This is a genomic window from Alteromonas genovensis, from assembly GCF_010500895.1.
GTDB lineage: Bacteria > Pseudomonadota > Gammaproteobacteria > Enterobacterales > Alteromonadaceae > Alteromonas > Alteromonas genovensis.
In genome coordinates this window covers 81,894-105,154 of sequence record NZ_JAAAWO010000003.1, presented here as the reverse complement: position 1 = coordinate 105,154, position 23,261 = coordinate 81,894, and the positions used below count along the sequence as shown (strand labels likewise).

At 43.6% G+C, this 23,261-nt stretch carries 25 protein-coding genes and 1 tRNA gene; 14 read left to right on the top strand and 12 right to left on the bottom strand.

The genetic code is table 11. The annotated features are described in order from the left end of the window. Positions 1-212: 212 nt before the first annotated feature. The 5 genes from GTQ48_RS05535 to GTQ48_RS05515 all read left to right on the top strand — a co-directional run bounded on the left by GTQ48_RS05535 (position 213) and on the right by GTQ48_RS05515 (position 3,681). Entirely contained in the window at positions 213-1,154 is a 942-nt protein-coding gene (locus tag GTQ48_RS05535) for an SPFH domain-containing protein (RefSeq protein WP_163105548.1), read from the top strand. A gap of 1 nt (position 1,155) precedes the next feature. Then, the gene (locus GTQ48_RS05530) at positions 1,156-1,617 is read left to right on the top strand and encodes an NfeD family protein (RefSeq protein ID WP_163105547.1); all 462 of its coding nucleotides are present in this window, start codon (positions 1,156-1,158) and stop codon (positions 1,615-1,617) included. A gap of 229 nt (positions 1,618-1,846) precedes the next feature. Next, positions 1,847-2,887 (top strand): succinylglutamate desuccinylase, encoded by a 1,041-nt coding sequence (gene astE, locus GTQ48_RS05525; protein ID WP_163105546.1) that lies wholly within the window; start codon positions 1,847-1,849, stop codon positions 2,885-2,887. A 10-nt stretch (positions 2,888-2,897) separates the two neighbouring features. Continuing rightward, positions 2,898-3,302, top strand: coding sequence for an HIT domain-containing protein (locus tag GTQ48_RS05520; protein ID WP_163105545.1), 405 nt, complete (start codon positions 2,898-2,900; stop codon positions 3,300-3,302). A gap of 52 nt (positions 3,303-3,354) precedes the next feature. Beyond that, entirely contained in the window at positions 3,355-3,681 is a 327-nt protein-coding gene (locus tag GTQ48_RS05515; protein ID WP_032095025.1) for a heavy metal-binding domain-containing protein, read from the top strand. 56 nt (positions 3,682-3,737) lie between these two features. Here the strand turns inward: GTQ48_RS05515 and GTQ48_RS05510 are convergent, their stop codons facing one another. The 6 genes from GTQ48_RS05510 to GTQ48_RS05485 form a co-directional block, all read right to left on the bottom strand. Continuing rightward, positions 3,738-3,944 carry a DUF2897 family protein gene (locus tag GTQ48_RS05510; RefSeq protein ID WP_163105544.1) on the bottom strand — a complete coding sequence of 69 codons (207 nt, stop codon included), beginning with the start codon at positions 3,942-3,944 and terminating at the stop codon, positions 3,738-3,740. Positions 3,945-4,014: 70 nt separating this feature from the next. Then, on the bottom strand, positions 4,015-4,698 hold the full coding sequence (locus GTQ48_RS05505) for a M15 family metallopeptidase (protein WP_163105543.1): 684 nt from the start codon (positions 4,696-4,698) through the stop codon (positions 4,015-4,017). Next, the gene (gene dapE / locus GTQ48_RS05500; RefSeq protein WP_163105542.1) at positions 4,698-5,834 is read right to left on the bottom strand and encodes a succinyl-diaminopimelate desuccinylase; all 1,137 of its coding nucleotides are present in this window, start codon (positions 5,832-5,834) and stop codon (positions 4,698-4,700) included. The genes GTQ48_RS05505 and dapE overlap by 1 nt, the downstream gene beginning before the upstream one ends. Next, on the bottom strand, positions 5,828-6,175 hold the full coding sequence (locus GTQ48_RS05495; RefSeq protein ID WP_163105541.1) for an ArsC family reductase: 348 nt from the start codon (positions 6,173-6,175) through the stop codon (positions 5,828-5,830). The genes dapE and GTQ48_RS05495 overlap by 7 nt, the downstream gene beginning before the upstream one ends. A gap of 84 nt (positions 6,176-6,259) precedes the next feature. Continuing rightward, complete coding sequence (locus GTQ48_RS05490) at positions 6,260-6,763, bottom strand: PTS sugar transporter subunit IIA (RefSeq protein WP_338023288.1); 504 nt, start codon at positions 6,761-6,763, stop codon at positions 6,260-6,262. A gap of 2 nt (positions 6,764-6,765) precedes the next feature. Next, a complete protein-coding gene (locus GTQ48_RS05485; RefSeq protein WP_163105540.1) occupies positions 6,766-7,155 on the bottom strand; it encodes an ACT domain-containing protein in 390 nt (129 codons plus the stop codon). Positions 7,156-7,615: 460 nt separating this feature from the next. Between GTQ48_RS05485 and GTQ48_RS05480 the strand changes: the two genes are divergently transcribed. Continuing rightward, positions 7,616-7,975: a VOC family protein gene (locus GTQ48_RS05480; RefSeq protein WP_163105539.1), complete on the top strand. Its 360-nt coding sequence runs from the start codon at positions 7,616-7,618 to the stop codon at positions 7,973-7,975. Between the two features lie 152 nt (positions 7,976-8,127). On the opposite strand, the gene hppD is transcribed toward GTQ48_RS05480, so the two are convergent. Further along, positions 8,128-9,201: a 4-hydroxyphenylpyruvate dioxygenase gene (hppD, locus tag GTQ48_RS05475; protein ID WP_163105538.1), complete on the bottom strand. Its 1,074-nt coding sequence runs from the start codon at positions 9,199-9,201 to the stop codon at positions 8,128-8,130. Between the two features lie 302 nt (positions 9,202-9,503). Beyond that, positions 9,504-10,814, bottom strand: a complete 1,311-nt coding sequence (gene hmgA, locus GTQ48_RS05470; protein ID WP_163105537.1) for a homogentisate 1,2-dioxygenase — start codon at positions 10,812-10,814, stop codon at positions 9,504-9,506. Between the two features lie 267 nt (positions 10,815-11,081). On the opposite strand from hmgA, the gene GTQ48_RS05465 reads away from it, so the two are divergent. The 4 genes from GTQ48_RS05465 (at position 11,082) to GTQ48_RS05450 (ending at position 13,887) form a co-directional block, all read left to right on the top strand. Continuing rightward, positions 11,082-11,498: a MarR family winged helix-turn-helix transcriptional regulator gene (locus tag GTQ48_RS05465; RefSeq protein ID WP_163105536.1), complete on the top strand. Its 417-nt coding sequence runs from the start codon at positions 11,082-11,084 to the stop codon at positions 11,496-11,498. 219 nt (positions 11,499-11,717) lie between these two features. Beyond that, positions 11,718-12,794, top strand: a complete 1,077-nt coding sequence (locus GTQ48_RS05460) for a patatin-like phospholipase domain-containing protein (protein WP_163105535.1) — start codon at positions 11,718-11,720, stop codon at positions 12,792-12,794. Positions 12,795-12,931: 137 nt separating this feature from the next. Beyond that, positions 12,932-13,008: transfer RNA gene (locus GTQ48_RS05455), tRNA-Val, on the top strand. Positions 13,009-13,455: 447 nt separating this feature from the next. Further along, positions 13,456-13,887, top strand: coding sequence for an OsmC family protein (locus GTQ48_RS05450; RefSeq protein ID WP_163105534.1), 432 nt, complete (start codon positions 13,456-13,458; stop codon positions 13,885-13,887). Positions 13,888-14,052: 165 nt separating this feature from the next. Here the strand turns inward: GTQ48_RS05450 and sodC are convergent, their stop codons facing one another. The 3 genes from sodC to GTQ48_RS05435 all read right to left on the bottom strand — a co-directional run bounded on the left by sodC (position 14,053) and on the right by GTQ48_RS05435 (position 16,461). Then, positions 14,053-14,598, bottom strand: coding sequence for a superoxide dismutase family protein (sodC, locus tag GTQ48_RS05445; protein ID WP_163105533.1), 546 nt, complete (start codon positions 14,596-14,598; stop codon positions 14,053-14,055). A 367-nt stretch (positions 14,599-14,965) separates the two neighbouring features. After that, positions 14,966-15,649, bottom strand: coding sequence for a spermidine synthase (locus GTQ48_RS05440; protein WP_163105532.1), 684 nt, complete (start codon positions 15,647-15,649; stop codon positions 14,966-14,968). Positions 15,650-15,786: 137 nt separating this feature from the next. Beyond that, complete coding sequence (locus GTQ48_RS05435; protein WP_163105531.1) at positions 15,787-16,461, bottom strand: nitroreductase family protein; 675 nt, start codon at positions 16,459-16,461, stop codon at positions 15,787-15,789. 208 nt (positions 16,462-16,669) lie between these two features. Between GTQ48_RS05435 and GTQ48_RS05430 the strand changes: the two genes are divergently transcribed. After that, positions 16,670-17,908 carry a cell division protein FtsZ gene (locus GTQ48_RS05430; RefSeq protein ID WP_163105530.1) on the top strand — a complete coding sequence of 413 codons (1,239 nt, stop codon included), beginning with the start codon at positions 16,670-16,672 and terminating at the stop codon, positions 17,906-17,908. Between the two features lie 62 nt (positions 17,909-17,970). Here the strand turns inward: GTQ48_RS05430 and GTQ48_RS05425 are convergent, their stop codons facing one another. Then, positions 17,971-18,978 (bottom strand): helix-turn-helix transcriptional regulator, encoded by a 1,008-nt coding sequence (locus GTQ48_RS05425; protein WP_163105529.1) that lies wholly within the window; start codon positions 18,976-18,978, stop codon positions 17,971-17,973. Between the two features lie 401 nt (positions 18,979-19,379). On the opposite strand from GTQ48_RS05425, the gene GTQ48_RS05420 reads away from it, so the two are divergent. The 3 genes from GTQ48_RS05420 (at position 19,380) to GTQ48_RS05410 (ending at position 23,251) form a co-directional block, all read left to right on the top strand. After that, a complete protein-coding gene (locus tag GTQ48_RS05420) occupies positions 19,380-20,012 on the top strand; it encodes a hypothetical protein (RefSeq protein WP_163105528.1) in 633 nt (210 codons plus the stop codon). A 22-nt stretch (positions 20,013-20,034) separates the two neighbouring features. Then, the gene (locus GTQ48_RS05415) at positions 20,035-20,973 is read left to right on the top strand and encodes a DUF3307 domain-containing protein (RefSeq protein WP_239060010.1); all 939 of its coding nucleotides are present in this window, start codon (positions 20,035-20,037) and stop codon (positions 20,971-20,973) included. 319 nt (positions 20,974-21,292) lie between these two features. Continuing rightward, entirely contained in the window at positions 21,293-23,251 is a 1,959-nt protein-coding gene (locus tag GTQ48_RS05410) for a DNA topoisomerase III (protein WP_163105527.1), read from the top strand. Positions 23,252-23,261: the final 10 nt, after the last annotated feature.

Genomic DNA, 23,261 nt, shown 5'->3' with positions numbered 1-23,261 from the left:
ATTTAGATAAGTGCTTAGATAAGTGCTGGCAAATCAGTTTGCTATACACCTTTTGTAACCATTTTTTGATTACCTCTTTTTCCGCAATTCAAAAACACACGCAAATTCTGTGGTATAACAATGACTATCGATAAGAACAGAAGCGTACTGGTAGAAGAGCCGCGTCGTTTTATAATTGTGTTGTGCATCTGAATGACTAAAGGGATAAAAATATGGATATTGCGTTAAATTACTTGTTTTCGTATCAGGCGTTTTTACTAATTCTGGTTGTTGTATTACTGAAGACGTCTATTAAATTTGTGCCTCAAAACAGAGCATACATTATTTCACGCTTCGGAAAATACAATACAACCTTAGAAGCCGGTCTCAATTTTATACTCCCGTTTATCGATACTGTGGCAGCTGATCGCTCTCTAAAAGAGCAGGCTGAAGATGTGCCAGAGCAATCTGCAATTACAAAAGACAACATTACCTTAAGTGTTGATGGCGTATTGTATTTTCGTGTTGTAGACCCTTACAAAGCCACTTATGGCGTAGAAAATTATACCTTTGCGGTAAAGCAGTTAGCGCAAACCACCATGCGTTCTGAACTAGGTAAAATGGAGCTAGATAAAACCTTCGAAGAGCGTGATTTGTTAAACACCAATATTGTATCGGCGCTAAACGATGCAGCGGCTCCTTGGGGCGTTCAGGTATTGCGCTATGAGCTTAAAGACATCAACCCGCCAAACTCTGTGCTAGATGCCATGGAGCAGCAGATGAAGGCTGAGCGTTTGAAGCGTGCGCAAATATTAGAATCTGAAGGTGACAGACAAGCTGCAATCAACCGCGCTGAAGGTGAGAAACAGTCAATAGTATTGGCCGCTCAGGCTGAAAAAGAAGAACAAATTTTAAAAGCCCAAGGTGAGGCAGAAGCGATTATTCAAGTGGCAAAAGCTGATGCCGAGGCCATCGAAACTGTAGGTAAAGCGGCGGCGACTGAAGATGGACAAAAAGCCGTACAGTTAGACCTAGCTAAGAGCGCTATTAAAGCCAAAGAGCAAATTGCCAAAGAAGGTTCACTCATATTGTTGCCAGACGGTTCAACTGAAATTGGAAATGTGGTTGCCCAGGCCATGGCCATAGCAAATAAAATAGGGCAAAAGGTCGATTAATATGATGGCGAGCTTAGAAAATATCGAGAATATTGAAAGTTACCTGCTTGCGTTAGGTTTGGTCTTAATGATTGCTGAGCTACTCCTTGGCTTTTCAATTATTTTACTATTCACTTTGGGCGTATCTTTGTTGATAACCTCAGGGTTGGTATTTTTAGATGTCTTTGAGTCGAGCCTATTGAACCTATTTATCGCGGTGTCTGTGTTAGATACGCTGTTAATGGTTCTGCTATGGAAGCCAATGAAGTACCTTCAGCGAGATAAGGCCCCACAATCTGTAAAAAGCGATCTGGTGGGTAATGTCATTGAGCTCACCCAAGATACCGGGCCAACTCATCCATCAACGGTGCATTACTCTGGGGTAACGTGGAAGGTAAAGTGTAGCGAGATGCTACCCGCTGGCACTCAGGTGGTTATTGAAGATGTGGAAGTGGGAAGCTTGATCGTAAAAATAAATAGGTAAAATCAAATACAGTAAAACCGAATACAGTAAAATCCAGCACGTAAGCTAAAGCAAAACACAGCACACCATGCGCTTGTTTGTGGTTATTACATAAGCGAATTGCCAATTGATAGCGCTTGGCGTGCTTTACGCTCTTAATTAACCAAATGCCGGGTTTTATCCTCGAAAACGTGCTTTTAAACTAACGGATAGTTACACTATATCCATTCTTGGTAAGTACGGTTGAACTATGCAACAACTCATTGATAGTGGAAATTTTCTCGCGTTATCCAGACGCTCACCTTCGTTATTTTCAACACCAATCACGTTTGAACTGCAAAATAGTAGCGGTGTTGTACGCGTTGTTATTACAGCGCCAGGGATCATTAGCTTTTATCCTCAAACGGACACGCCTAATAAGAAAAACGTCGTTTTATCTTGCGGTGTTCACGGCAATGAAACCGCGCCTATCGAAATTTGCGATGAGCTGGTACAGCATATTTTAACGGGCAAACTCACGCTCTCACACAATGTATTGTTCTTGTTCGGCAACTTACCTGCTATGGATATTGCAGAGCGCTTTGTTGAAGAAAACATGAACCGCTTATTTAGTGGTGCACACTCAAAAGGCGAAGGATTAGTAAACAGTGAGCGCAAGCGAGCAAAAGCGCTAGAAGATGCCGTTGCCAATTTCTTTAATGAGAACAGTGGCGAGCGATTCCATTACGACCTGCATACAGCGATTCGAGCTTCGAAAAACGAAAAGTTTGCGGTATATCCGTTTTTACATGAACGTAAGCACAGTAAAGGCCAGCTTGCTTTTTTAGCCGCCTGTGGGGTAAAAACCATACTGCTATCTGAAAGTGCTACGACGACGTTTAGCTATTACTCTTCGTATTACCATAATGCTCACGCTTTCACCGTGGAACTTGGAAAGGTTCAGCCGTTTGGGCACAACGATATGGCTCGCTTTGCTGACGCTAAAGCCGCGTTAATAAGCCTTATTACTGAAGAGGATTATGCACCAACGGTTGAGATTGAAGAGCTTGATATCTACCGAGTTAACCAAGTTATTAACCGACAGGAAGAGCAGTTTAGTCTGCACTTCGACGATGACACGCCAAATTTTACCGATTATGCAAAAGGCACGGTGTTAGCGTCCGAGCCAAATACGCGATATATCGCACAAGAAGATGGTGAAGCCATAGTATTTCCAAATGCAAAGGTGGCTATTGGACAGCGAGCGCTGCTGACTGTTGTACCAACCACCTTGGAAAGCCTTGATGCATAGGAAAAGCAAGATGTTTGAGTTAGACAGCCGTTTACACAATGATACATTTTTTGTCTGCGACTTAACGCTTTGTCGTGTACTGTTAATGAATGACAAGCAGTTTCCGTGGCTTATTTTAGTGCCCATGCGCAATAACATCGCTGAAATTATTGATTTGTCGGAGCAAGAGCAACAGACGTTGCTTGCAGAATCAGCCAAGGTGTCGACAGTGTTACAGCAGGTATTTTCGCCATACAAACTGAATGTAGGGGCTTTAGGCAATGTGGTTAGGCAGCTTCATGTTCATCATGTTGCGCGCTTTGAAAATGACGTGGCTTGGCCCAAACCCGTTTGGGGTAATCAAGCGCCCGTGGCCTACGACGACGGCGAAGCGAGTGCGATACTAGCAACATTAAAACAGGCGCTAAGCGAATAACAATTAGCAAAAAGCGCCATCTATAAAAACAACACACTTAAATGGAGTTATTATGATCATCTCTACCACGCCGACACTTGAAGGTCACAAAATTGAAGGCTACTACGGCATCGTTGTTGGCGAAGCTGTCATGGGAGCCAATGTTTTTAAAGATCTATTTGCTTCTATCAGAGATATTGTGGGTGGGCGCTCTGGTTCATACGAAGAAGAGCTCACTACTGCGCGAAAGCTCGCGTTTAGTGAACTTGAGCATGAAGCTCGTGCAATGGGCGCAAATGCGGTAGTGGGTATAGATTTAGATTATCAGGTCATTGGCGATAAAGGCAGTATGCTGATGGTGAGCATCAGCGGCACTGCGGTAAAAACAACCCCGCTTTAAACTGAAAATTAACGCGTTAATTTGAAAAAAACGCTGCTTGAAAAGCAGCGTTTTTGCTACCAGTCGTCGTCTTCATCATCAAATCCATTAGACGTTTTCTTACCCTCTGATTTATCGGCCGGCCCTTTACGAGTTTTGTCATCATCAACAGGCTTAGGCGGTGTGGGGAATTTAAATTTAGCGCTGTACTTTAATAACGTAATATTGCCAACCACCACCCCTAATACCAATACAACGATAACGATTACCCAAATTGTGTCCATGCTAGTTCTCAGTTATGTAGTGAATGTGGAATTGAAAAGTGCTTGTATCAGAATGAGATGCTTAACATCGTTATGAACCGTTATTAAGCACATAACGATTATATAAATAAGGCAAATTAGCTAATACCGTATCTTTACCTAGCATGTCGCTTTGTTTTAGGGTGCTAGCGAAAGCTTCAATGCTTCTTGACTGCTCAAAGTCAGTCGCAACAGCTTTGTGACTTAAATGCCAAGGCTCTCGCGCGACCCCTCCTTTGTTTTCGCTAAAAGGTCGAAAAAAGCCAAACTCAGCCATATTATCTTCAAGCCAGCAGGCAAGTGCATAACAAGGTCCTTTCGGCAGGTACTCTTGCTCTACTAACTCAAAGGAGCCGTTCCATTGATGAACCGACTCTCTATCGTATACATCTAAATCGGTACCCCAATGATGGCGACTGGCGCCAGGTAATGCTGACCATGTCAAAATAGCGTGCAGCTTATCGATACTAGATAACGCCGTGTTATCGAGTACTTCGCCGTTTGCATTTCGCAGTATTGCCTCACCACGCCACTTTTTATTAAATATAGCAAGCTGGCGCTCAAAGCTGCGAAAGCTGCTGACTATTTGTAGGTCGATACCGTCGCTATGGGCTTTTTGTTGCATAGCGGTAAAAGCCAACTTCACGGCAGGGTGAAGCAAATGGCCATGACCAGCATCAACCAAGTCGTGATTTTGCTGGCCTAGCCACTGTTGGTCTGTGATGCTGCGAGTCATTAGTTGGCAAGCAGGCGTTCGAGAATGCCGAAATACATATCGGCGAGTTGCTCAAGGTCAGACATTTTTACGCACTCATCTATCTTATGGATAGTAGCGTTAACGGGGCCTAGCTCAATCACTTGCGCGCCTGTTGGCGCAATAAATCGACCGTCTGATGTGCCGCCTGCGGTTGATAACACCGTGGGGCTACCTTTTACTGATTCAATAGCGCCTTCAGTGGCTTCAAGCAGGGCACCTGAGTCGGTAAGAAACGGCTGTCCGTTAAAGGTCCACTTAATGTCATAGTCTAACTCGTGTTTGTCCAATATGGCTCTGGTACGCTCAATGAGTATGTCGTTTGTCACTTCTGTAGAAAAACGGAAGTTAAAGCAAACGTGAAGCTCACCGGGTATCACATTACCGGCGCCTGTACCGCCGTGAATATTTGAGATTTGAAAGCTAGTGGGTGGGAAAAATGCATTGCCGTTATCCCAATGGGACTTAGCCAGTTCATCAAGCGCCGCCGCTGCAAGGTGCACCGGGTTTTTCGCAAGGTGAGGGTAGGCAACGTGGCCTTGAATACCTTTTACGATAAGATCGCCAGTGAGAGAACCACGGCGTCCGTTTTTCACGATATCACCCACATGATCCGTTGAGGATGGCTCGCCGACTAAACACCAGTCAATTTTTTCATTGCGGGCTTCAAGGGTATCAATGACGCGGGTTGTACCGTTGATAAAGGGGCCTTCTTCATCACTGGTAATTAAAAACGCAATACTTCCCTTGTGATCAGGGTACTTGTTAACAAACTCCCGAGTGGCGACGAGCATAGCCGCAAGGCTTCCTTTCATGTCTGCCGCGCCGCGCCCGTGAAGATAGCCATCTATTTCAGTGGCAACAAAGGGCGATGTTTTCCACGCGCTTTCAGGCCCGCTCGGCACTACATCGGTATGTCCTGCGAAGCAAAATAGCGGCCCCTCAGTGTTGCGTCTAGACCACAAATTAGTGGTATCGTCGAACACCATAGTTTCATTATCAAAACCAAGTTCGCCCAAAAATGCTTTCATTGCGTCCTGACAGCCTGCGTCATCTGGTGTAACCGAGCGCCGATTAATCAGGTTTTTAGCAATATCAATAACGGAGTCGTTTAGCAAAATATTTCCTCGTACTGAGCAGGTTTAAAACCAATGTGAAACGTATTGTTCGTGACTAAAATAGGGCGCTTAATCATTGCGGGATGAAGTTCTAGAAGCGCCAGCGCTTTATCTTTGTCGATAGTCGCTTTTTCTGACTCATCTAGCTGTCTGTAAGTTGTGCCGCGTTTGTTGACCATCGCTTCCCAACCAAGGTGAGACTCAGCAAGAGCCAAGAACTCTGCATCAACACCGTCTTTTCGGTAATCGTGAAAAGTAAAGTCGATGTCCTTTTCAGCTAACCATTTTTTCGCTTTTTTAATGGTGTCGCAGTTAGGAATACCATACATAACTGTGCTCATAATATTAATTCCGTACTTCTGAATATAATGGATGGACTAAGACCGTCACTAAGCTCATTGATAAGAGCAAAGTAAAATAATTCATCACACAAATAAGGTGAGTAATGGGTCTTCAACAGCTTCTACATATTTTCTTGTGGTGGGCATAACACCTAGCAACGCATTCGCGTTGAGCAACGTCATAATGCAAACATTGTTTACGCCCTGCTGCTTAAGCCAGCCCGTATTTACGGTAAATAATACCGCACCTGCTTTAAATGTTGAACCGCGCTTTACGTGACAATTAAATTGAGCACCGTGAAGATGCTGAGTGCTTTCTCCGAACTTTATCAAGCACTTCAACCCTACGCTTGATTTAATTTCTATGGCGTAATCTAGGGGCGTAACGTGTGTGCAAATACCATTAAAAGGCGCTTTTATACTCGATGATGGCGCATTGATTACGGCGCCGGGCCCAAAGTAACCCTGCGTATAAAGCGTACCATCAATAGCGTTGAGTGGTTGTACTTGCCCGCTCACTGGAGAAGCAATGTCGAAGGACTTTCTAAACGTGTCGGGGGGAGAAGAAAGTAGCTGACCTTTCTTCACGGTTATTGAATTCCGTTTACGGTATAGCCTGCTTTCTTTAATGCTTTTACCGCATCATTGAGTTTGTTGTCTTTTACTAAAAAGAAGTCGGTGTCGAAGGTAGAAACAACAAAAATAGCAACTTTTACAGCCGCCAACACGTGTCCCAACTCAGCCATAATACCTACCATTGAAAGGTGAAGTGGGCCGAGTAATTCTAGTGCACGCCAATTTTCATCGCTATCGACGGAGTCAACTTCCACCGATTCAGGAACAACAATAGACAGTTCATCTTCGGTCTTTCCAAGAAAGAACAATGGACTATTTAGCACGGAAGACGGAATGCTCGTGTCGGGATCTAAGCTGTGAATAGTGAATAAGGAGTCGTGTACTAAAAGTGTTTGTTTAGGCATGAATAATCAAAAAACGTGAATGCTTCCAACATATCCACATTAAACCACTAACTGTGATTAAGTGTCACGTGTTATCCACTTAATCTGTGGATAAGTTTGTTGAGTAGTTTGGGGTCTTGTCTTAACTTGTTGATTATAAATAACAAAATAAACTGTACAAACAATGTGCAGTGGATAACATTATAGGTTTTACAAGCATTTTCCACAGGCTATGTCTACAAGCAAAATCAAAAATGTTTATATATTTTGCAATTTCTTAGCTTGACATTGTCCCTCTTCATTATGATTTTGTGTGGTTTTCATCAGATACCTCATTAATGATCGTTGTTGAAAACACGCACAAAAAAAACGGCATAACTAAGCTACACTTATTGATAAGTATTTAGACCTCGTCGCTAGGGTTCTGTTTCTAGAAAGCAGTGTCCTAAAAAACAGTGGCGATAATGTATAAGGAACATCTATGTCTAGTTGGTGTGATATTACAACAGAGCACGCAGAGAATTTAGTGAGTTTTTACGAATCAGTAATGGGGTGGAAAAAAGAGCCTATTGATATGGGCGGGTACAATGACTACGTTATGATGAGTTCTGACGGCACGCCCATTGGCGGAATTTGCCACAAGAAAGGGGTGAATAGCGACTTACCAGGAGGCTGGATAAACTACTTCACGGTGGATGATTTAACACAGTCGTTAGCTAACGTTCAAACAAAAGGTGGCAAGCAAGTAGGAGAGATAAAGCATCACGGAGAGGATCGGTTTTGCACAATTCTAGACCCTTCAGGTGCAGCTTGTGCACTTTATGAAAAAAACGGCGAATGAAATTTCTTCAGTCGCCGTTTTAAAGGTCAGCTAAAGCATGTGTTTAACACATGCTTTTTATTGTGAGCATTGAGCCTTTATTTGATTATGTGTCGCTCGCCCACTTATTTATTGTTGTTCTTTTACACTTCTTTCTTGCTGTTTAACCGCGCTTATTTACTCAGCGCACCACGGCTGACTTGGTCACGTTCAATAGACTCAAAGAGCGCTTTAAAGTTACCTTCGCCAAAGCCATCGTCTTCTTTTCGTTGAATAAACTCAAAGAACACTGGTCCAAATACGGTCTCAGAAAATATTTGTAGCAGCAGGCGAGGTTCACCGTCTTTTGTGGTGCCGTCGAGTAAGATCCCGCGTTTTTGCAGTTCTTCTACGTTCTCACCATGGCCGGGTAATCGCTCTTCTAACATTTCATAGTAAGTGTTTGGCGGAGGCGTCATAAATTTCATGCCTCGCGCTTTTAGCCTATCAAGGCACACTTCAAGATCATCACATGCAAAAGCGATGTGCTGAATGCCTTCGCCGTTGTACTTCATCAAGAATTCTTCAATTTGACCACCGCCGCCAACAGCTTCTTCATTTAACGGAATACGAATTTTTCCGTCTGGAGCCGTCATGGCTTTAGATAACAATCCTGTGTATTCGCCTTTGATGTCAAAATAACGGATTTCACGGAAGTTAAATAACTTCTCGTAGAAGTTTGCCCAAAAGTCCATGCGACCGCGATACACATTATGGGTAAGGTGATCTAGCGTATGAAAACCGCAACCTACTGGGTGGCGATCGACGCCTTCAATCCAATTGAAGTCAATGTCGTAGATTGTGTTCTCGCCTTCATAGCGGTCTATTAAATACAGCATCGCGCCGCCAATACCTTTAATGGCTGGTAACTTAAGCTCCATTGGACCTGTGTAAGTATCCATGGGCTGCGCACCGCGCTCTAGCACCTCGTTGTATGCTACTTGTGAGTCTTTTACTCTAAAGGCCATTCCGCATGCAGACGGGCCATGCTCTTCAGCGTAGTAAGCAGCGTGGCAATCTTTTTCGTAGTTGCTTAAAAGGTTAATGTCACCCTGGCGCCATAACTCTACGTCTTTTGACTTGTGACGAGCGACAAGGGTAAAGCCCATTGCTTCAAACATCGGCTCCAGAATACCTTTCTCTGGTGCAGTAAATTCTAAAAATTCGAACCCGTCTAAACCAACTGGGTTTTCAAATAAATCTGCCATGGGTGTTTTCCTTTAGCAAAGTGTTACTGTAATTGTGACTCGATTGTAAGCGCGACGTTAAAAGACAAGCAATAGAGGGGCGACAGACACCGATTCTTATTGGAAAGCAAGGTTGTAACGATAAGTTTTCACTGAGTTGGAAAAGAGGTGTGGCAACTAGCTGTAACCTATCAAGATATTGATTTTTAATTATAAATTAAACTTTAGGTACAGGCGGGTGGTGTTCATTTTCTGATACAGCGTTGGACTATTAGAAAATGAACAGCACAGAAAAGTCACACCACACTCTTACCCACTAACATCTAGCGTGTGCCGTCAAAGTATTTCTTTAGCCCTTTCCAACACCCTATGTAGTCTTTTTGACGTAGAGGAGTTTGCATCGCATAAGCTGAAGGCGCCATGGGGAATCGAGACTCGAACATAAATGCCAAGGTGTCTTTATATTGTTGGGGTGACAACTCGGCATTAGAGGCTTTTTCGAAGACTTCTGCCTCAGGACCATGTGGCGTCATACAGTTGTGAAGGCTCATACCTCCAGGCACAAAACCATGTTCTTTGGCGTCGTAGGTTCCTTCAATTAACCCCATAAATTCACTCATCACATTTCTGTGGTAATAAGGGGGTCTGAACGTGTGCTCTGCCACCATCCAGCGCGGTGGAAAGATAACGAAATCTACATTTGCCGTGCCCTCTAATTCAGAGGGTGAGGTAAGCACGGTAAAAATAGACGGGTCTGGATGATCGAAACTTACCGTGTTCATCACATTGAAATTAGCAAGGTCGTACTTATAGGGGGCAGAGTTGCCAACCCAAGCAACCACATCAAAGGGAGAATGGTCGAGCTCGGCAGCAAATAAGTTACCGCAAAACTTATTGATCACAGTATGTGGTGCGTCTTTATCTTCAAACCATGCGGTTGGATATAAGAAGTCTCTTTGATTTGAATATCCATTTGCGCCCACCGGTCCACGCTCAGGCAATACAAACGGGTGCCCGTAGTTTTCGCAAATGTAGCCACGAACCGGGTCGTTTTCGGCTACATCCACCGAAAAACGCACGCCGCGGGGGATAACCATTATCTCTCCTGGAGCCGCCGTTAGCCTACCAAACTCAGTCTTTACATACAGAGTTCCCTGTTGAGGAACAAACAACATTTCGCCGTCTGAAGAGTAGAAGACGCGATTACCCATAGATGCGTTGGCACAATAGCAGTGGATACCCATGCCGGTTTGCACCTTTGCATCGCCATTAGTGCCTAAGGTTATAAGCCCGTCGATAAAATCGGTCTGTGTTTCTGGTAGCGGAAGTGGATCCCACCTCAACACATTTGGCGGACAGGGAATGTCTGTTTCGGGCGCGGTTTTAATTAATGACTGTGAGTAGGGCAGGAAGTCGCCCATCGCAATAGAGGGGCGAATTCTGTAGGTCCAACTACGTCTATTAGAGTGGCGCGGCGCTGTAAACGCCGTACTGCTAAATTGCTCTGTATAAAGTTTATAATTTACCTTTTGCGGGCTAAATTGACCTTTTGGCAGTGCATCAACGAGCGCTTCGGTTTCGTGCTCGTTATTAAACCCACTCATGTATTCCAGATTTTGTATTAATTCTTGCATCAATATCAATCCTTGCCCTTTCTCTCTTATCAAAAGCGCTTTCAAAAAAGGCTTTGCTGTTAATTTATTGCGCTTAACGCTTTCTAAAGAAACTGTTTACGAAAGTAGTTACAAATGAAACTAATTTGTTTAGGCTAGAACGTACAACAATGTAAATCAAATGTGAATGCAGATTAGCGCCTGGACTTAACCGCAAATTGTGCTGATTAGTTTACAAAACAATCACGCCATAGACTTTTTTAAGGCGATTTGACGAAGGAATTATTAATGCAGCTTAACGACATGCTCGCTTATAAGGTCGCTATGTTATCTAGTGATTTAAGTGATTCACTCGCTACGGTCTACAAGTCCTATGGGTTAACAATGCCAGAATGGCGCGTGCTCGCTACGCTTGGTAATGCGACGTCGCTAACATCAAAGTATATTGCAGTGGCCACTCGGTTAGACAAAGTAAAAACCAGTAGAGCGCTTCAGCAATTAGCGAGTAAGCAGCTGATTGTTCGCGAAACGAATGAAAATGATAAGCGAGCTATCAACATATCGTTGTCTGCAGAAGGAGTGCGCACTTACAACGCGCTTACGCCATTAGTTACGAAGTGGCAAACAGACAGATTAGAAAATATCACTGATGATGAGTACCACATATTTTTAAAAGTGATAAATAGCTTAAGCCAACAAAAGTAAAGGCTTGGTGCCCAAATAGCGTGGTAAGACAAGTGATATTCTGTGAGGTAAAACGGTTACTTTTAACAGGTTAACTGGTAATTTGTGTCCAAAATACAATAAAGCAAAAAATACAGCACAGCACTCACTAAACACGACAAAAAGCGCAGCACGAAATATGGCAAAAAGCGCAGCACAAAATACAGTGCGGTAGCTGTAAAAATCAAAACAGGAAAACCAGTGGCACCATTAGAAGTATATGCAGGTAAAAAAGCACACGAAACAATTTTAAAAAATGGTTTCAGTCCTGAATTGTTTAGTTACTTTTTAGGCGCTTCAGGCGGCCCAAAATGGTTTTCGCTAGCTGGTTTAGACAGAGTTTTATTCCCTGAATGGTTTGCCAACGTTCAGCACCAAATTCATGTTATAGGTTCTTCAGCAGGTGCGTTTCGCGCAATTTGTGCAGTACAAAACGATCCGCTTGCCGCCATAAATAGGCTGGCACAGTCATACTCTACCACTACTTACAGCAGCAATAAGCCAACGGCTAGAGAGATTACGGCGAAAGCAGAAGATCTTTTAAAGGAAATGGTCAGCGACAAGGGCAAGCAAGAAGTGCTGGCCAATGAGCGATTCAAAGCGCACTTAATTGTGGCTAAATGCTTGGGTGCCACACGGTTTGAAAGTAAATTGCAACAGCTCTCGGGCCTTGCCATGAGCGCAGCGGCCAATACGGTCAGTCGCAAGAACTTAGCAAAGCTTTACGAACGGTACGTGTTCTCTTCGCCCAACAGTCATTTAACCATTTCCGACCCATACGGTATGCCATCTCATTTCCATTCTCTTACTGAAGGTAATATTCATAGCGCACTTTTAGCTTCAGGGTCTATCCCCATTGTCATTGAAGGGGTGAAAGAGATTGAGGGCGCGCCTGTGGGTATGTACAGAGACGGCGGTATTATCGACTATCATTTTGACGTGTCTTTTGGCCCCGATGAAGGTTTAGTGTTATACCCACACTTCTACAACAAACCTATTCCTGGATGGTTCGATAAAGGCTTAAAGCGCAGAGTACCTCACCGTTCGAGCTACGACAATGTAGTGATGCTAGTGCCCTCGCCATCGTTTGTCGCAAAACTGCCTTACGGCAAGATACCTGATAGAAAAGATTTTGAAGTACTCGATGCGCCCACGCGCATAAAATACTGGCAAACGGTACTAAGCGAAACCGATAGGTTGGGGGAGTACTTTATGGAAGCGGTGAACGACGGAAGATTGGTAGACAGCATTAAACCCCTTCCTTTCAATCAACGTTAGATGAAGTTGCTGGTAAAATAAACACTTAAGCGCGATTTGTTAAGTTTTTCTTGCAGCTTTCATTCTGCCTCAGTATTATACGCGCCGTTGAGCAAACAAATGCCCATTTGTTATTTATCAACGCCCAGATACACAATGCGTCTATAGCTCAGTTGGTTAGAGCGCTACCTTGACATGGTAGAGGTCCCCTGTTCGAATCAGGGTAGACGCACCATCTATTTTTCTTCTCGAGTTTCTTTAAAGCTTCTTTAAAAACCACAATTCTAGATTGATGCGAATGTTGTGTCGTAGTTTGCCTTTGTACTTGAATGTTCAGAACTTTTTAAAAAGAAAGGCAAAGCGACTCGATGATTTCAGCAATGGCCAGAAGTCATTTCATGTGTCTAAAGCTAGAGCTGGATAAGCATAGGTAAAATTTTCAGCCATCTCTGTATTTCGCTTACATTTTACGTAAAAGCGTTAGCGCTATTTGGCGAACATAGTTTGCTAAGCCCATGCATGGTAGGGGCTGGAGCAAAGCCAAGCCGTTGGCAGAATACTTGCAGCGTCTTTGTCTAGCAATCAAGCCAAGTAGTTCGATTGAAAATAACTGGGTTTGAAGCACGACAGTTATTGGAGCTTGGTTTGGCAAAAGTGCGATCACCAGATAAGGATAGATGAAATGACAATAGTAAAATCAGGTAGCGCAATTTATCAATCGTTAGGAAAAGACGGTAAAGGCAGTGTTTCTACAGAAACGGGAGCTTTGTCTAACCACCCCTACGGTTTTAATACCCGTTTTGAAGATGGAAAAGGGACTAACCCAGAAGAGCTCATTGGCGCAGCCCATGCAAGCTGTTTCACCATGGCCCTTTCTTTTGCACTGTCAGATGCTGGTTTTGATGACGGTGAATTAAATACCACAGCCAAAATTAGTTTAGAGAAAAGTGGTGATGGATTTGAAATTACGCAATCAGCGCTTACTTTAGATGCTAGCGTAAAAGGTATTACTGAGGATAAATTTGAGGAAATTGCTCAGGGAGCAAAGGAAAATTGCCCAGTGTCACAGCTTTTAAATACTAAGATTACGCTAGAGTACAAGCTGGCGAATTAATGCGGTTAAATGGTTAAAGGGTTAATTGTTAGAAGTTCAATAATAACCATTGACTAGAATAGCATACAAGAAAAGCGGCACATTGCCGCTTTTCTTGTAGGTAAGCAGTGCCAAAATGGTTGGTACTGCGGATTTGCTTTCTGCCTGTATTTATATTTGGTACTCTTATTGACCGATGACACCGCAGGCCACACGTTCGCCTCCGCCGCCGAGCTTTTTGGGGGTGTCCGAATAGTTATCTCCGCCTGCGTGAATCATTAACGCTCTACCTTTAATGTCTTCAAGTTCTAGTTCTGGCGCGAAAATAGGTTGGTCGGCATGTCCGTTTTCGTCAACATAAATAACAGGAAGGTCGCCTTCGTGACCCTTTTCAGACCAAGGGGTTCTGTGTTTGCCTGTGTCTTCGGGGTCAAAGTGTCCACCAGCTGCACCGCCCAATACCTTTTTGCCATCTTTCATTGAAGGTGAGCAATCGCCATTCTGATGCACGTGAAAACCGTGAACACCAGGCGTTAATCCTGAAAGGCTGGGCGTAAACACAACGCCGTCATCGTCATAACTACTCACCATCACGCTGCCAATACTCTTGCCAGTTTCTAGATTTTTCATCATAACCACTTTGCCATCATCTTGGTGATGGCCCGCGATACAACCTGCACTTAGTAGTAATGATATTGACCCTGCAAGGGTAAATTGTAGACGTTTCTTCATGATGTTCTCCTTATCTTCACATTCAACGTTATTAGCATTTATTGCTAGGTACAAAGATTAGCAGCACGAAACAAGCCAGTTTAATTTAATGATTCGTAAAAGCGCTACAGCCCTGATTAGGAAGAGTTTTTACGCTAAAATGAAACTAAAGATTCACTTCTAACATCACCGTCTGCTCGTATGATTCGGGCGTAATAATGAAAAAATTACCGAAACTCTTCACTTTAACACATACTTTTTTAAAGGCTCATTACTGAGTTTCTGCTAACCGTCAGGTTATTGAAAACCAATACGAGAGGTAAATGTAAGGCGTGAATAAAAGAGGTAGATGGCAATGAACAGCGTTTAGCCTAAACGCATTAATGCTTTAGTCCATGGGTTTTTTAGCTAGGAAAATAGTGTGCTTACTTCCTTTTCCTTTGCGAGCTCTGGCAATACGTGTAGACACTTTGTAGCCTGCATTTTTTAAGCGAACGGAAAATAAATAATCAGGCCCAGCAGACCATATGGCAAGCATGCCACCAGGTTTGAGCACATTATAAATTTCTTCTAAACCGGCTATTGAATAAATCCAGTTATTGTCAGAGTGTGTTAGGCCTTCTGGTCCATTATCCACATCGAGCAATATCGCATCAAAAGTTGGCTTCCCGGTATTTAAAAGGTGTTTAACATCACCAAGCACAACATGAGTTCTAGGGTCTTGAAGTGGGTTTTTAGCGCAGTTGCCGAGGGGGCCTTTATTCCACTCTACAACTTCAGGGATGAGTTCGGCAACGGTAACCTTAGAGCTTGGCGTCACTTCATTGAGTGCGGCTCTTAGTGTGTATCCCATGCCTAAACCGCCCACTAAAACATGTGCGTTTGGTGTCGTTTTGAGATGCGCACACCCCATTTGAGACAACTCTTTTTCTGAGTTAAATACTCGGCTATTCATTAATTCGCCACGAATGCCAGAAAGTCTAATGCTAAACTCCTGATCTCGCTGAGAAAAGGTTAACTCGCCACCATTGTTTGGAATTTTAGCTGTACCCAATTTAACCCATGGAACCATGTGAAGACGTGTCCTTTTAACCGTATATATTGCGTGAATTGAATGTCGGCGCGCAGAGTAGCACAGAAATAAATGGGGTCAGAACCAAATTTACTGCCCCAGTTAACACACCAACCTGCAAACCCAGCCTCCAGTGATTATAAAAAGCTCGCAATATCATTCAGGGATTTTTTCTGTGTGGCGTGAGCCGGTATAGTCGCATTAATCGCCGGGTATCCTGCAATTATCAGCATGTACGCTCTTTCGTTATCGGGCCTACCACACACGTCGGTTAAAAAGTTCATAGGCTTAGGCGTATGGGTAAGCGTTGCTAACCCGGCGTTGTGTAGGGCGGTAATCAGCATGCCCACGGCAATGCCTACCGACTCATGCACGTAGTAATTTTGCTGTTTTTCTCCATCTTCGGTTTCACCAAACTTTTGACTAAATACAGCAATAAGCCAGGGCGCTATTTCCAAATACGGTTTAGCGGCGTCTGTCCCTAAGGGTTTCAAGTCGTTGAGCCATTGTTGCCCAGCGCGCCCTTTATAAAAGCCACGTTCATGGGCTTCGGCGTGCTCACGTATTTTTTGTTTCATTGATGGAGAGTTAATGGCAGCAAAGTGCCAAGGCTGATGATTAGCGCCGCTTGGTGCAGTGCCCGCTGTTAACAAGCAATTTTCTATAATGCTTTTATCTACCGAGCGGTCGCTAAAGTGACGAATACTGTGTCGGCGTTGCATTGTTTGTAGAAAGTCAGCGCTTCGCGACTTCATGGTGGGTTCTGAATATTCTATAAAATCATGTAAGGGCAATTGATCATGAGGCTGCATTTTTTATCCGTCGGTGTCCGTGTTTATGTCACGATTTTTGTATTTTATTAACCTTAGAGTAAAGGGATTAGCGCTTACTATCAAAAAAAAGAGTGAGCATAATAACGTGTCTGTGTCGAAGTGCGTCAACTTTTGTCGTAAGGGCAATGCATGCTTAACATCCTTTTTAACCCCACTTACCGCGAATGATGACATTGAGGGGCACAGCATGCATAACGTAATACTCAAAGAGACAGAATCTAAAGATATTAATATTCACGTAATAGGCGTAGGCGGGTGTGGCGGCAATGCCATCACTACTATGGCCGGTTTATGTCAGCATACCAATATTCGACTTACCTCTATTAATACCGATATATCTGCGTTGCACCAATGTGATAATCATGAAGTTCTTCTTATAGGAGAGTCCACCACCAAAGGGTATGGAGCGGGGGCTGACCCTTTGGTGGCACATAGTGCTGCTCGTCAAAGTGAAGAGGCGCTAAGTACGCTTATAGAACACGACACTATTATCATTGTTATTGCAGGACTAGGCGGTGGCACTGGCAGCGGGGCTACGCCTGTACTTTTAGACATGGCTAAGAAAAAGGGCATAAACGCGATGTGCTTTGTGACATTGCCGTTCAAGTCGGAAGGAAGTCAGCGCCACCAAATTGCCCTAGATGCTCTTCAAGCGATAAAAGCAGTCGCAAATGCCACCTTAGTATTGTCGAATGATTCGCTGGTGTCGGCGCTTAATGAAACGGTTGGGTTACTGTCGGCATTTCGTCATTGCGATACGCAGATGCACCGCATTGTCGAAGCTATTATTACCATGTTGACCAAAACCGGTTACATCAATGTGGATATTAATGACTTTAGCCACATTCTGTCGTTAGAAGGGAATACGGCATTAGGCGTTGGTATTGCCGAAGATGGAGGCTTGCTGTGCGATGCGTTAACCCATGCTCTTAATAACCCCTTGGTTGATGATCAAAGCATTGTTGGAGCGCAGGGCGTTATTGTGCAGCTTACGTGCAAGGAAGAGCCTAGCTTAGTGATGTATGAGGAAATGCTAGCAACACTGCAAAATTTAATTGAGAGTGCCCGTGCGCTAATAATAACCGGCGTAACGGTATCCCCAGAACTACCCCAATTCGGTGAAGTGCTAGTTATCGCAACGGGCATTCCTGTTCCCCAGCAACATAGTGAAAAAGAGCAACATAATGAAAAAGAAAAGGAAGGCGAATTAGAAAACAGTACTGTGTCAGACGAATACAGTAAGTTAGAGCAATACAGCCTGTTAGAAGAAATGGATATGATAGAACAAAGCAGGGAATTAGAAGAATACCGCGAGTTGATAGGAGAGATGGTACCGATGAAAATAAACGGCTCCCGTATAAGCTCAAACCTTGAGTCGAAGTATTTTAATATTCCTGCATTTATTCGCCAGCAAATGAAGCAATGACTCATTAGCCGCCATTCGTGTGCGGCGCGCAAGGCTATAATTACCATCTGTGATGTAGCCTTTTATGGGCTATATGTTGCGAATAATTTCTGCGACATTGCCAAAAAGTAGTCTCTTAACTTTTTGGGCTCAATAACTTCAATATTGTCGCCAAGCCCTCTCAAAAAGGCTCTTAGCTTATTCGTATCTTTCACGGTTGCCGTTAAAAACGATTTGTCGGTGTGTGCAGACGGGCTAATGATCTGATCTTCAGAAAGCTTATAACCGTGGAGCAGGAAGAGCGCGTTGTTTTTAACCAGTAGTTTCAGTTCAATATTTTGCTTTCTATTGTTGTTGAGTAACTGAACGCTTTCAAGTTCGCCAAAAGTTTGCTGGCAGTCATCCTGGGTTTCCATTACGTTTCTAATAAAGTGCAAGGGCAATGCATAGCGCCTTTTGTGAAGCTCTCCAAATGTACACACGAATAGCTGACGACCATCCTGTTTAACCAACCCCATGGGATTTATTCGGTCGTAGTGTTTCCATACCATTTGATTACCACCATTAAAAATACGTTTTATATCAGCTGATATTTGTTTTTTAAAATAGATGGCGTTTTTTAGTCTTCCAAAAGACACTGCATCTATTTCTGGCGGTAGAAGAGGTTGAGAAATGTGCGAGTCTGCTACCGACTTTAACCAGTTGCTCAGTAGAGAGTCGCTGTCTTGTTGAAGGACTTGCGTTGCCTTGGTGAAGTAGGGCTGCAATTCGTTAAGCGTGGTATTGGGCAGTGTAGCGCCAGATTGTTCGAGCACTTTAAATGCAAGCGCGGTATTGCCATCCATCAAGCTAAGATTCAACTTTTTAAAGTTGGCATTGATAAACCAGCCGTAGGGTTTAGAGCGTTTGTCTACTTCAAGACCAAAAAGCCCAACGGTTTCTAGATTAACCAAATCCCGTTGTATCGTTCGCATATCGATGTGGTGATGGCCGCAGTTCTGCAGGTTATCAAATATTTGGCGGCTTGATACTTTTCGCGGTGCCGTAGGCACAAACTGTAAAATGTCTAATTTGCGTTGAAATGCGCTCATAGGATTAAATAACCTAAACCCTTTACGTGTAAGCACAATAGCATACCCACAACATGCGACAAAAACTGTCGCATGCATCCGTTGAGTAAATAGTAAATGTGAGCTTTTATCACGATCTTTACGCGAGAGCATAAGGCGTGCCCATCAGGCGGAAGCATCAGGGATAAACATCAGGCGGTATCTGCCGTAAAACAGCTGTATTTTTGTGTGACTGTTTATGGTAACTTTGTTAAAAGTGATTGTTTATGGGCTCTTTTTGAAAAGTGTTGATAAACGGTTACCCGAGTGTGTATGCGCACTATAGTAGGTTGCATTGCATATGTATAAAAATACAGGCAATCTAGTTTCAGAGTATTTATCACTCGACCTTTCAGCAAAACTCATTATAACGAGAGTGGCTAATGGACACGATTAAACAGCGGGCGGCAGTGATCACTGGAGACATTGCCAACTCACAGCACTTAAGTGATGAAGACTTAAAGCATGTACTGGCAGTACTCACCACAACGCTTAAAGCGCAAACGGCAATGTATCATGGCGAGTATGATGTGTTTCGTGGCGATGCGTTTCAGGCCGTAATACCCTCACCGCAAAATGCCATGCAAACTGCGATATGCATAAGGCTTGCTTTAAAAGCTTGCACGCCCTCAACCGATATTCGTATTAGCGTAGGGCTTGGCGAGGTTAACGTTACTGACGGACAGGTAAAAACAGGGAGTGGGGATGCCTTCGTTCGTTCGGGTAGGGCATTAGATACTCTGAAATCGCAATACTTGGTGTTTACTAGCGATGATGAAGCTTTCAATAAACATTCAGCACTGCTAACCGCATTTTTAGATAGCCATATTACGGCGTTAACTCAAACTCAATCAGAAACGCTGCTTGCCTATATTTGTGCAAAAGATAAAGCCCATGAACACATTGCAAATACGCTGGGTAAAACGAGAAGCAACGTTACCCGAATTTTAAATGCCAGTGGATATCACTTGGTGAATGAATATCTTGAGCACATGGCAACTGAAGTTAGCTCGTGATGGCAGGTTTAGGAGATTTAGTATGGAAGCTATTGGTATAGAGGTGCCCAGCATAGAGGTGTTGAATATGGGTGAAATAGGTGCAGAGCAGCTGCAGTTACAACAGCTAGCCCTGATAGCCGGGCTTTTGGTAGCCCACGTGTTGGGAGACTTCTATTTTCAGCCTGCTGGCTGGGTAAAAAGCCGCAATACTAAACATCTGCTGTCTCCGGCATTGTACTTACATGCTTTACTTCACGGCGTGCTGGCATTTTTCGCTTTATTGATTTTATCTTTATTTGCCACGCTTGCGACAAAAGAGACTGGCGCTGCAGCAACAGGTGTTTCTACAACAGGTCTATCTGCAGCAAGTATAACGGCAATAGAGCTTACACCCCTATTTTTAGTGGCTATTGGCGTAATGGTGACTCATTTCATTATTGACGCCGTTAAGTCTTACGCTAGCCCAACCACCTTTGCTTTTGTTATCGATCAAGCTGCGCATATTATCGCTGCGATCATATTGTGGGCGCTGTTAACACAACAGTTCACGCCATTACTGCAGCATATCTACGCCATAAACTATCACCATTTGGTACTGCTGCTCGCTTATTTAATTATTTTAAGTCCTACTTCTATTTTTATAAAACAGCTGCTTTCGCCATGGACCAAAGAGCTAGATGAGCTGACCAACCCTAAACGCACCAGCGGATTAGTACAACTTCCCGTACAGCGCACCTTAGCCATGGCGGGTCAGCGTATTGGCTACTTAGAGCGACTACTTATTCTTACTTTTGTGTTGTTGAACCAATTTGCAGCAATTGGCTTTTTGATTGCGGCAAAGTCTATCTTTAGGTTTGGCGATTTAACAAAGAGTGAAGACAAAAAGCTTACTGAGTACGTGTTGTTAGGTACGCTGACCAGTGTGGTTATTACAATCGCGACGGGCCTTGTAGCAAAATGGTGTATGGGCAAGCTGTGAACTTATTTGCTTCAATACTATGCTTCAAAACTAGGCGATTAAACCAAGCTTCTAAACTAATGCGACTAAATTAGGCTACTAAAACGCTGCCTGATAGAAATAACTGGATATAATGACAGTGGTTATTTATTATGACGATAGACATAATGAAGCACTCGTTAAACGAGTTGTCATGTTAGTAGTTAAAGGTAGTTGAACGAAGTTATATATAGCTACAGAAAAAATTTCAGTTGTAGCCTCGCATGCAGCTTTTATAAAACGTTTTCGCATGAAGTCTAGCATGCACCATCCACTCAAAATAATATGCTAAATAGAGCCGATGAAGTTATACATTGCCGAGAAGCCTAGCCTAGGAAGAGCCATCGCAGAGGCCTTACCTAAACCTCAAAAAAAGCATCAAGGTTATATCGAAATAGCTGGTGGCGATGTAGTTACGTGGTGTGTGGGCCATATTCTCGAGCAAGCAGACCCCGATAGTTACGATGAAAAGTTTAAGAAATGGCAGTTAGAACACCTACCTATTATCCCTAATCAGTGGCAGCTAAAACCAAAATATAAAACAAAAAGCCAGCTAGCGATTATCCGTAAATTTGTGAAGCAGTGTAGTCAAATTATTCATGCTGGCGACCCAGACAGGGAAGGGCAACTTCTGGTTGATGAGGTAATCGATTATCTCAACGTTACTTCGCAAAAGCGTGACAGTATGCAGCGCTTACTTATCAGCGATTTGAACTTACCCGCGGTAAAACGTTCTTTAAACCAGCTGCAACCTAATAAGCATTTTATTCCTCTTTCGGTGTCAGCATTGGCAAGAAGCCGCGCCGACTGGTTATATGGTATCAACTTAACGCGAGCCTATACTATTCAAGGTGGTAAAGTTGGTTATCAAGGGGTGCTTTCTGTAGGGCGAGTGCAAACACCCATATTGGGACTGGTGGTGAATAGAGATAAGGAAATTAACAATTTCACCTCTAAGCCGTTTTATGAGGTGTTGGCTCACATATTCACTCCTTCACAGCAACAGTTTACTGCAAAGTGGCAGCCGAGCGAGGCGTGTCAGGCTTATATGGATGATGAGGGGCGTGTACTTTCAAAGGGGTTAGCTGAAAATGTGGTAGGAAGGATATCGAACCAACCTGCAACCGTTGATGATATTAAAAAGCAGCAAAAAAAGCTGAATGCACCTTTACCCTACAATCTTTCAACCCTACAAATTGATGCGGCTAAGCAATTTAATATGAACGCCAAGCTGGTGCTTGATGTGTGTCAGTCTTTGTACGAAAAACACAAGCTCATTACCTATCCTCGCTCAGACTGCCGATACCTTCCTAGCGAACAATTCTCCTTAGCGAAGTCCATTGTGGCTATGCTTGGTAAAGCAGAGTTACCATTTTCTAATGCGGCTCAACAAGCAGATACTTCAATTAAGTCCAAAGCTTGGAATAATGCAAAAGTTAGCGCTCACCATGCCATTATTCCGACAGAAAAATCACCTTTAGGGCTGTCCTTAAGTCATCTAGAAAAAAATGTGTATGGCCTTATTGTTAGGCAGTATCTCGCTCAGTTTTATCCTGCCTTTATCTATCAACAAACTCATGTTGCGCTAACCATCGCGGGTGGCAAATTTGCCACAACTGCCAATGTTACCGAGCAACTGGGATGGAAGGTGCTCTTTGAAAAGATCAGTGATAAAGGAAGCGAAAAAAATAACGAAAAAGGCGGAGAGAGCAAGTCGAACTCTGATAGCCCATGGCAAAAAGGCTCGCTGCCAGAACTGAGCAAAAACGACAGCCTGCATTGCGAAAAAGGAGAGTTGCTAGAAAAGCAAACTCAGCCCCCTAAGCACTTTACCGACGCTACATTACTTGCTGCCATGACGGGAATAAATCGCTTCGTTAAAGACCGAGCTCTAAAAGCAATATTAAAAGATACGGACGGTTTGGGCACTGAGGCCACGCGGGCCGGAATAATTGAACTGTTGTTTAAGCGTGGTTTTTTGAAGCGACAGGGCAAAATTATTAATGCTACACCCGCAGGAATTGGCTTAGTAGGAGCCCTTCCTGAAATGTGCACAACACCCGATATGACGGCCAAGTGGGAGGCAACGTTAAACAACATTGCCGAGCAACAGACAAACTATAAAAGTTTTATGCAGCCACTGCAAAACACCCTACACGAGCTTATCGATATTGCGTCAAGCAACGTGCCTGTGTCACTGAAAGGCATAAAATCAACGGTGAAGCCTGCTTATAAAAAGCGCCGAAAACCGAAAAAATAAGTGTAGCGTT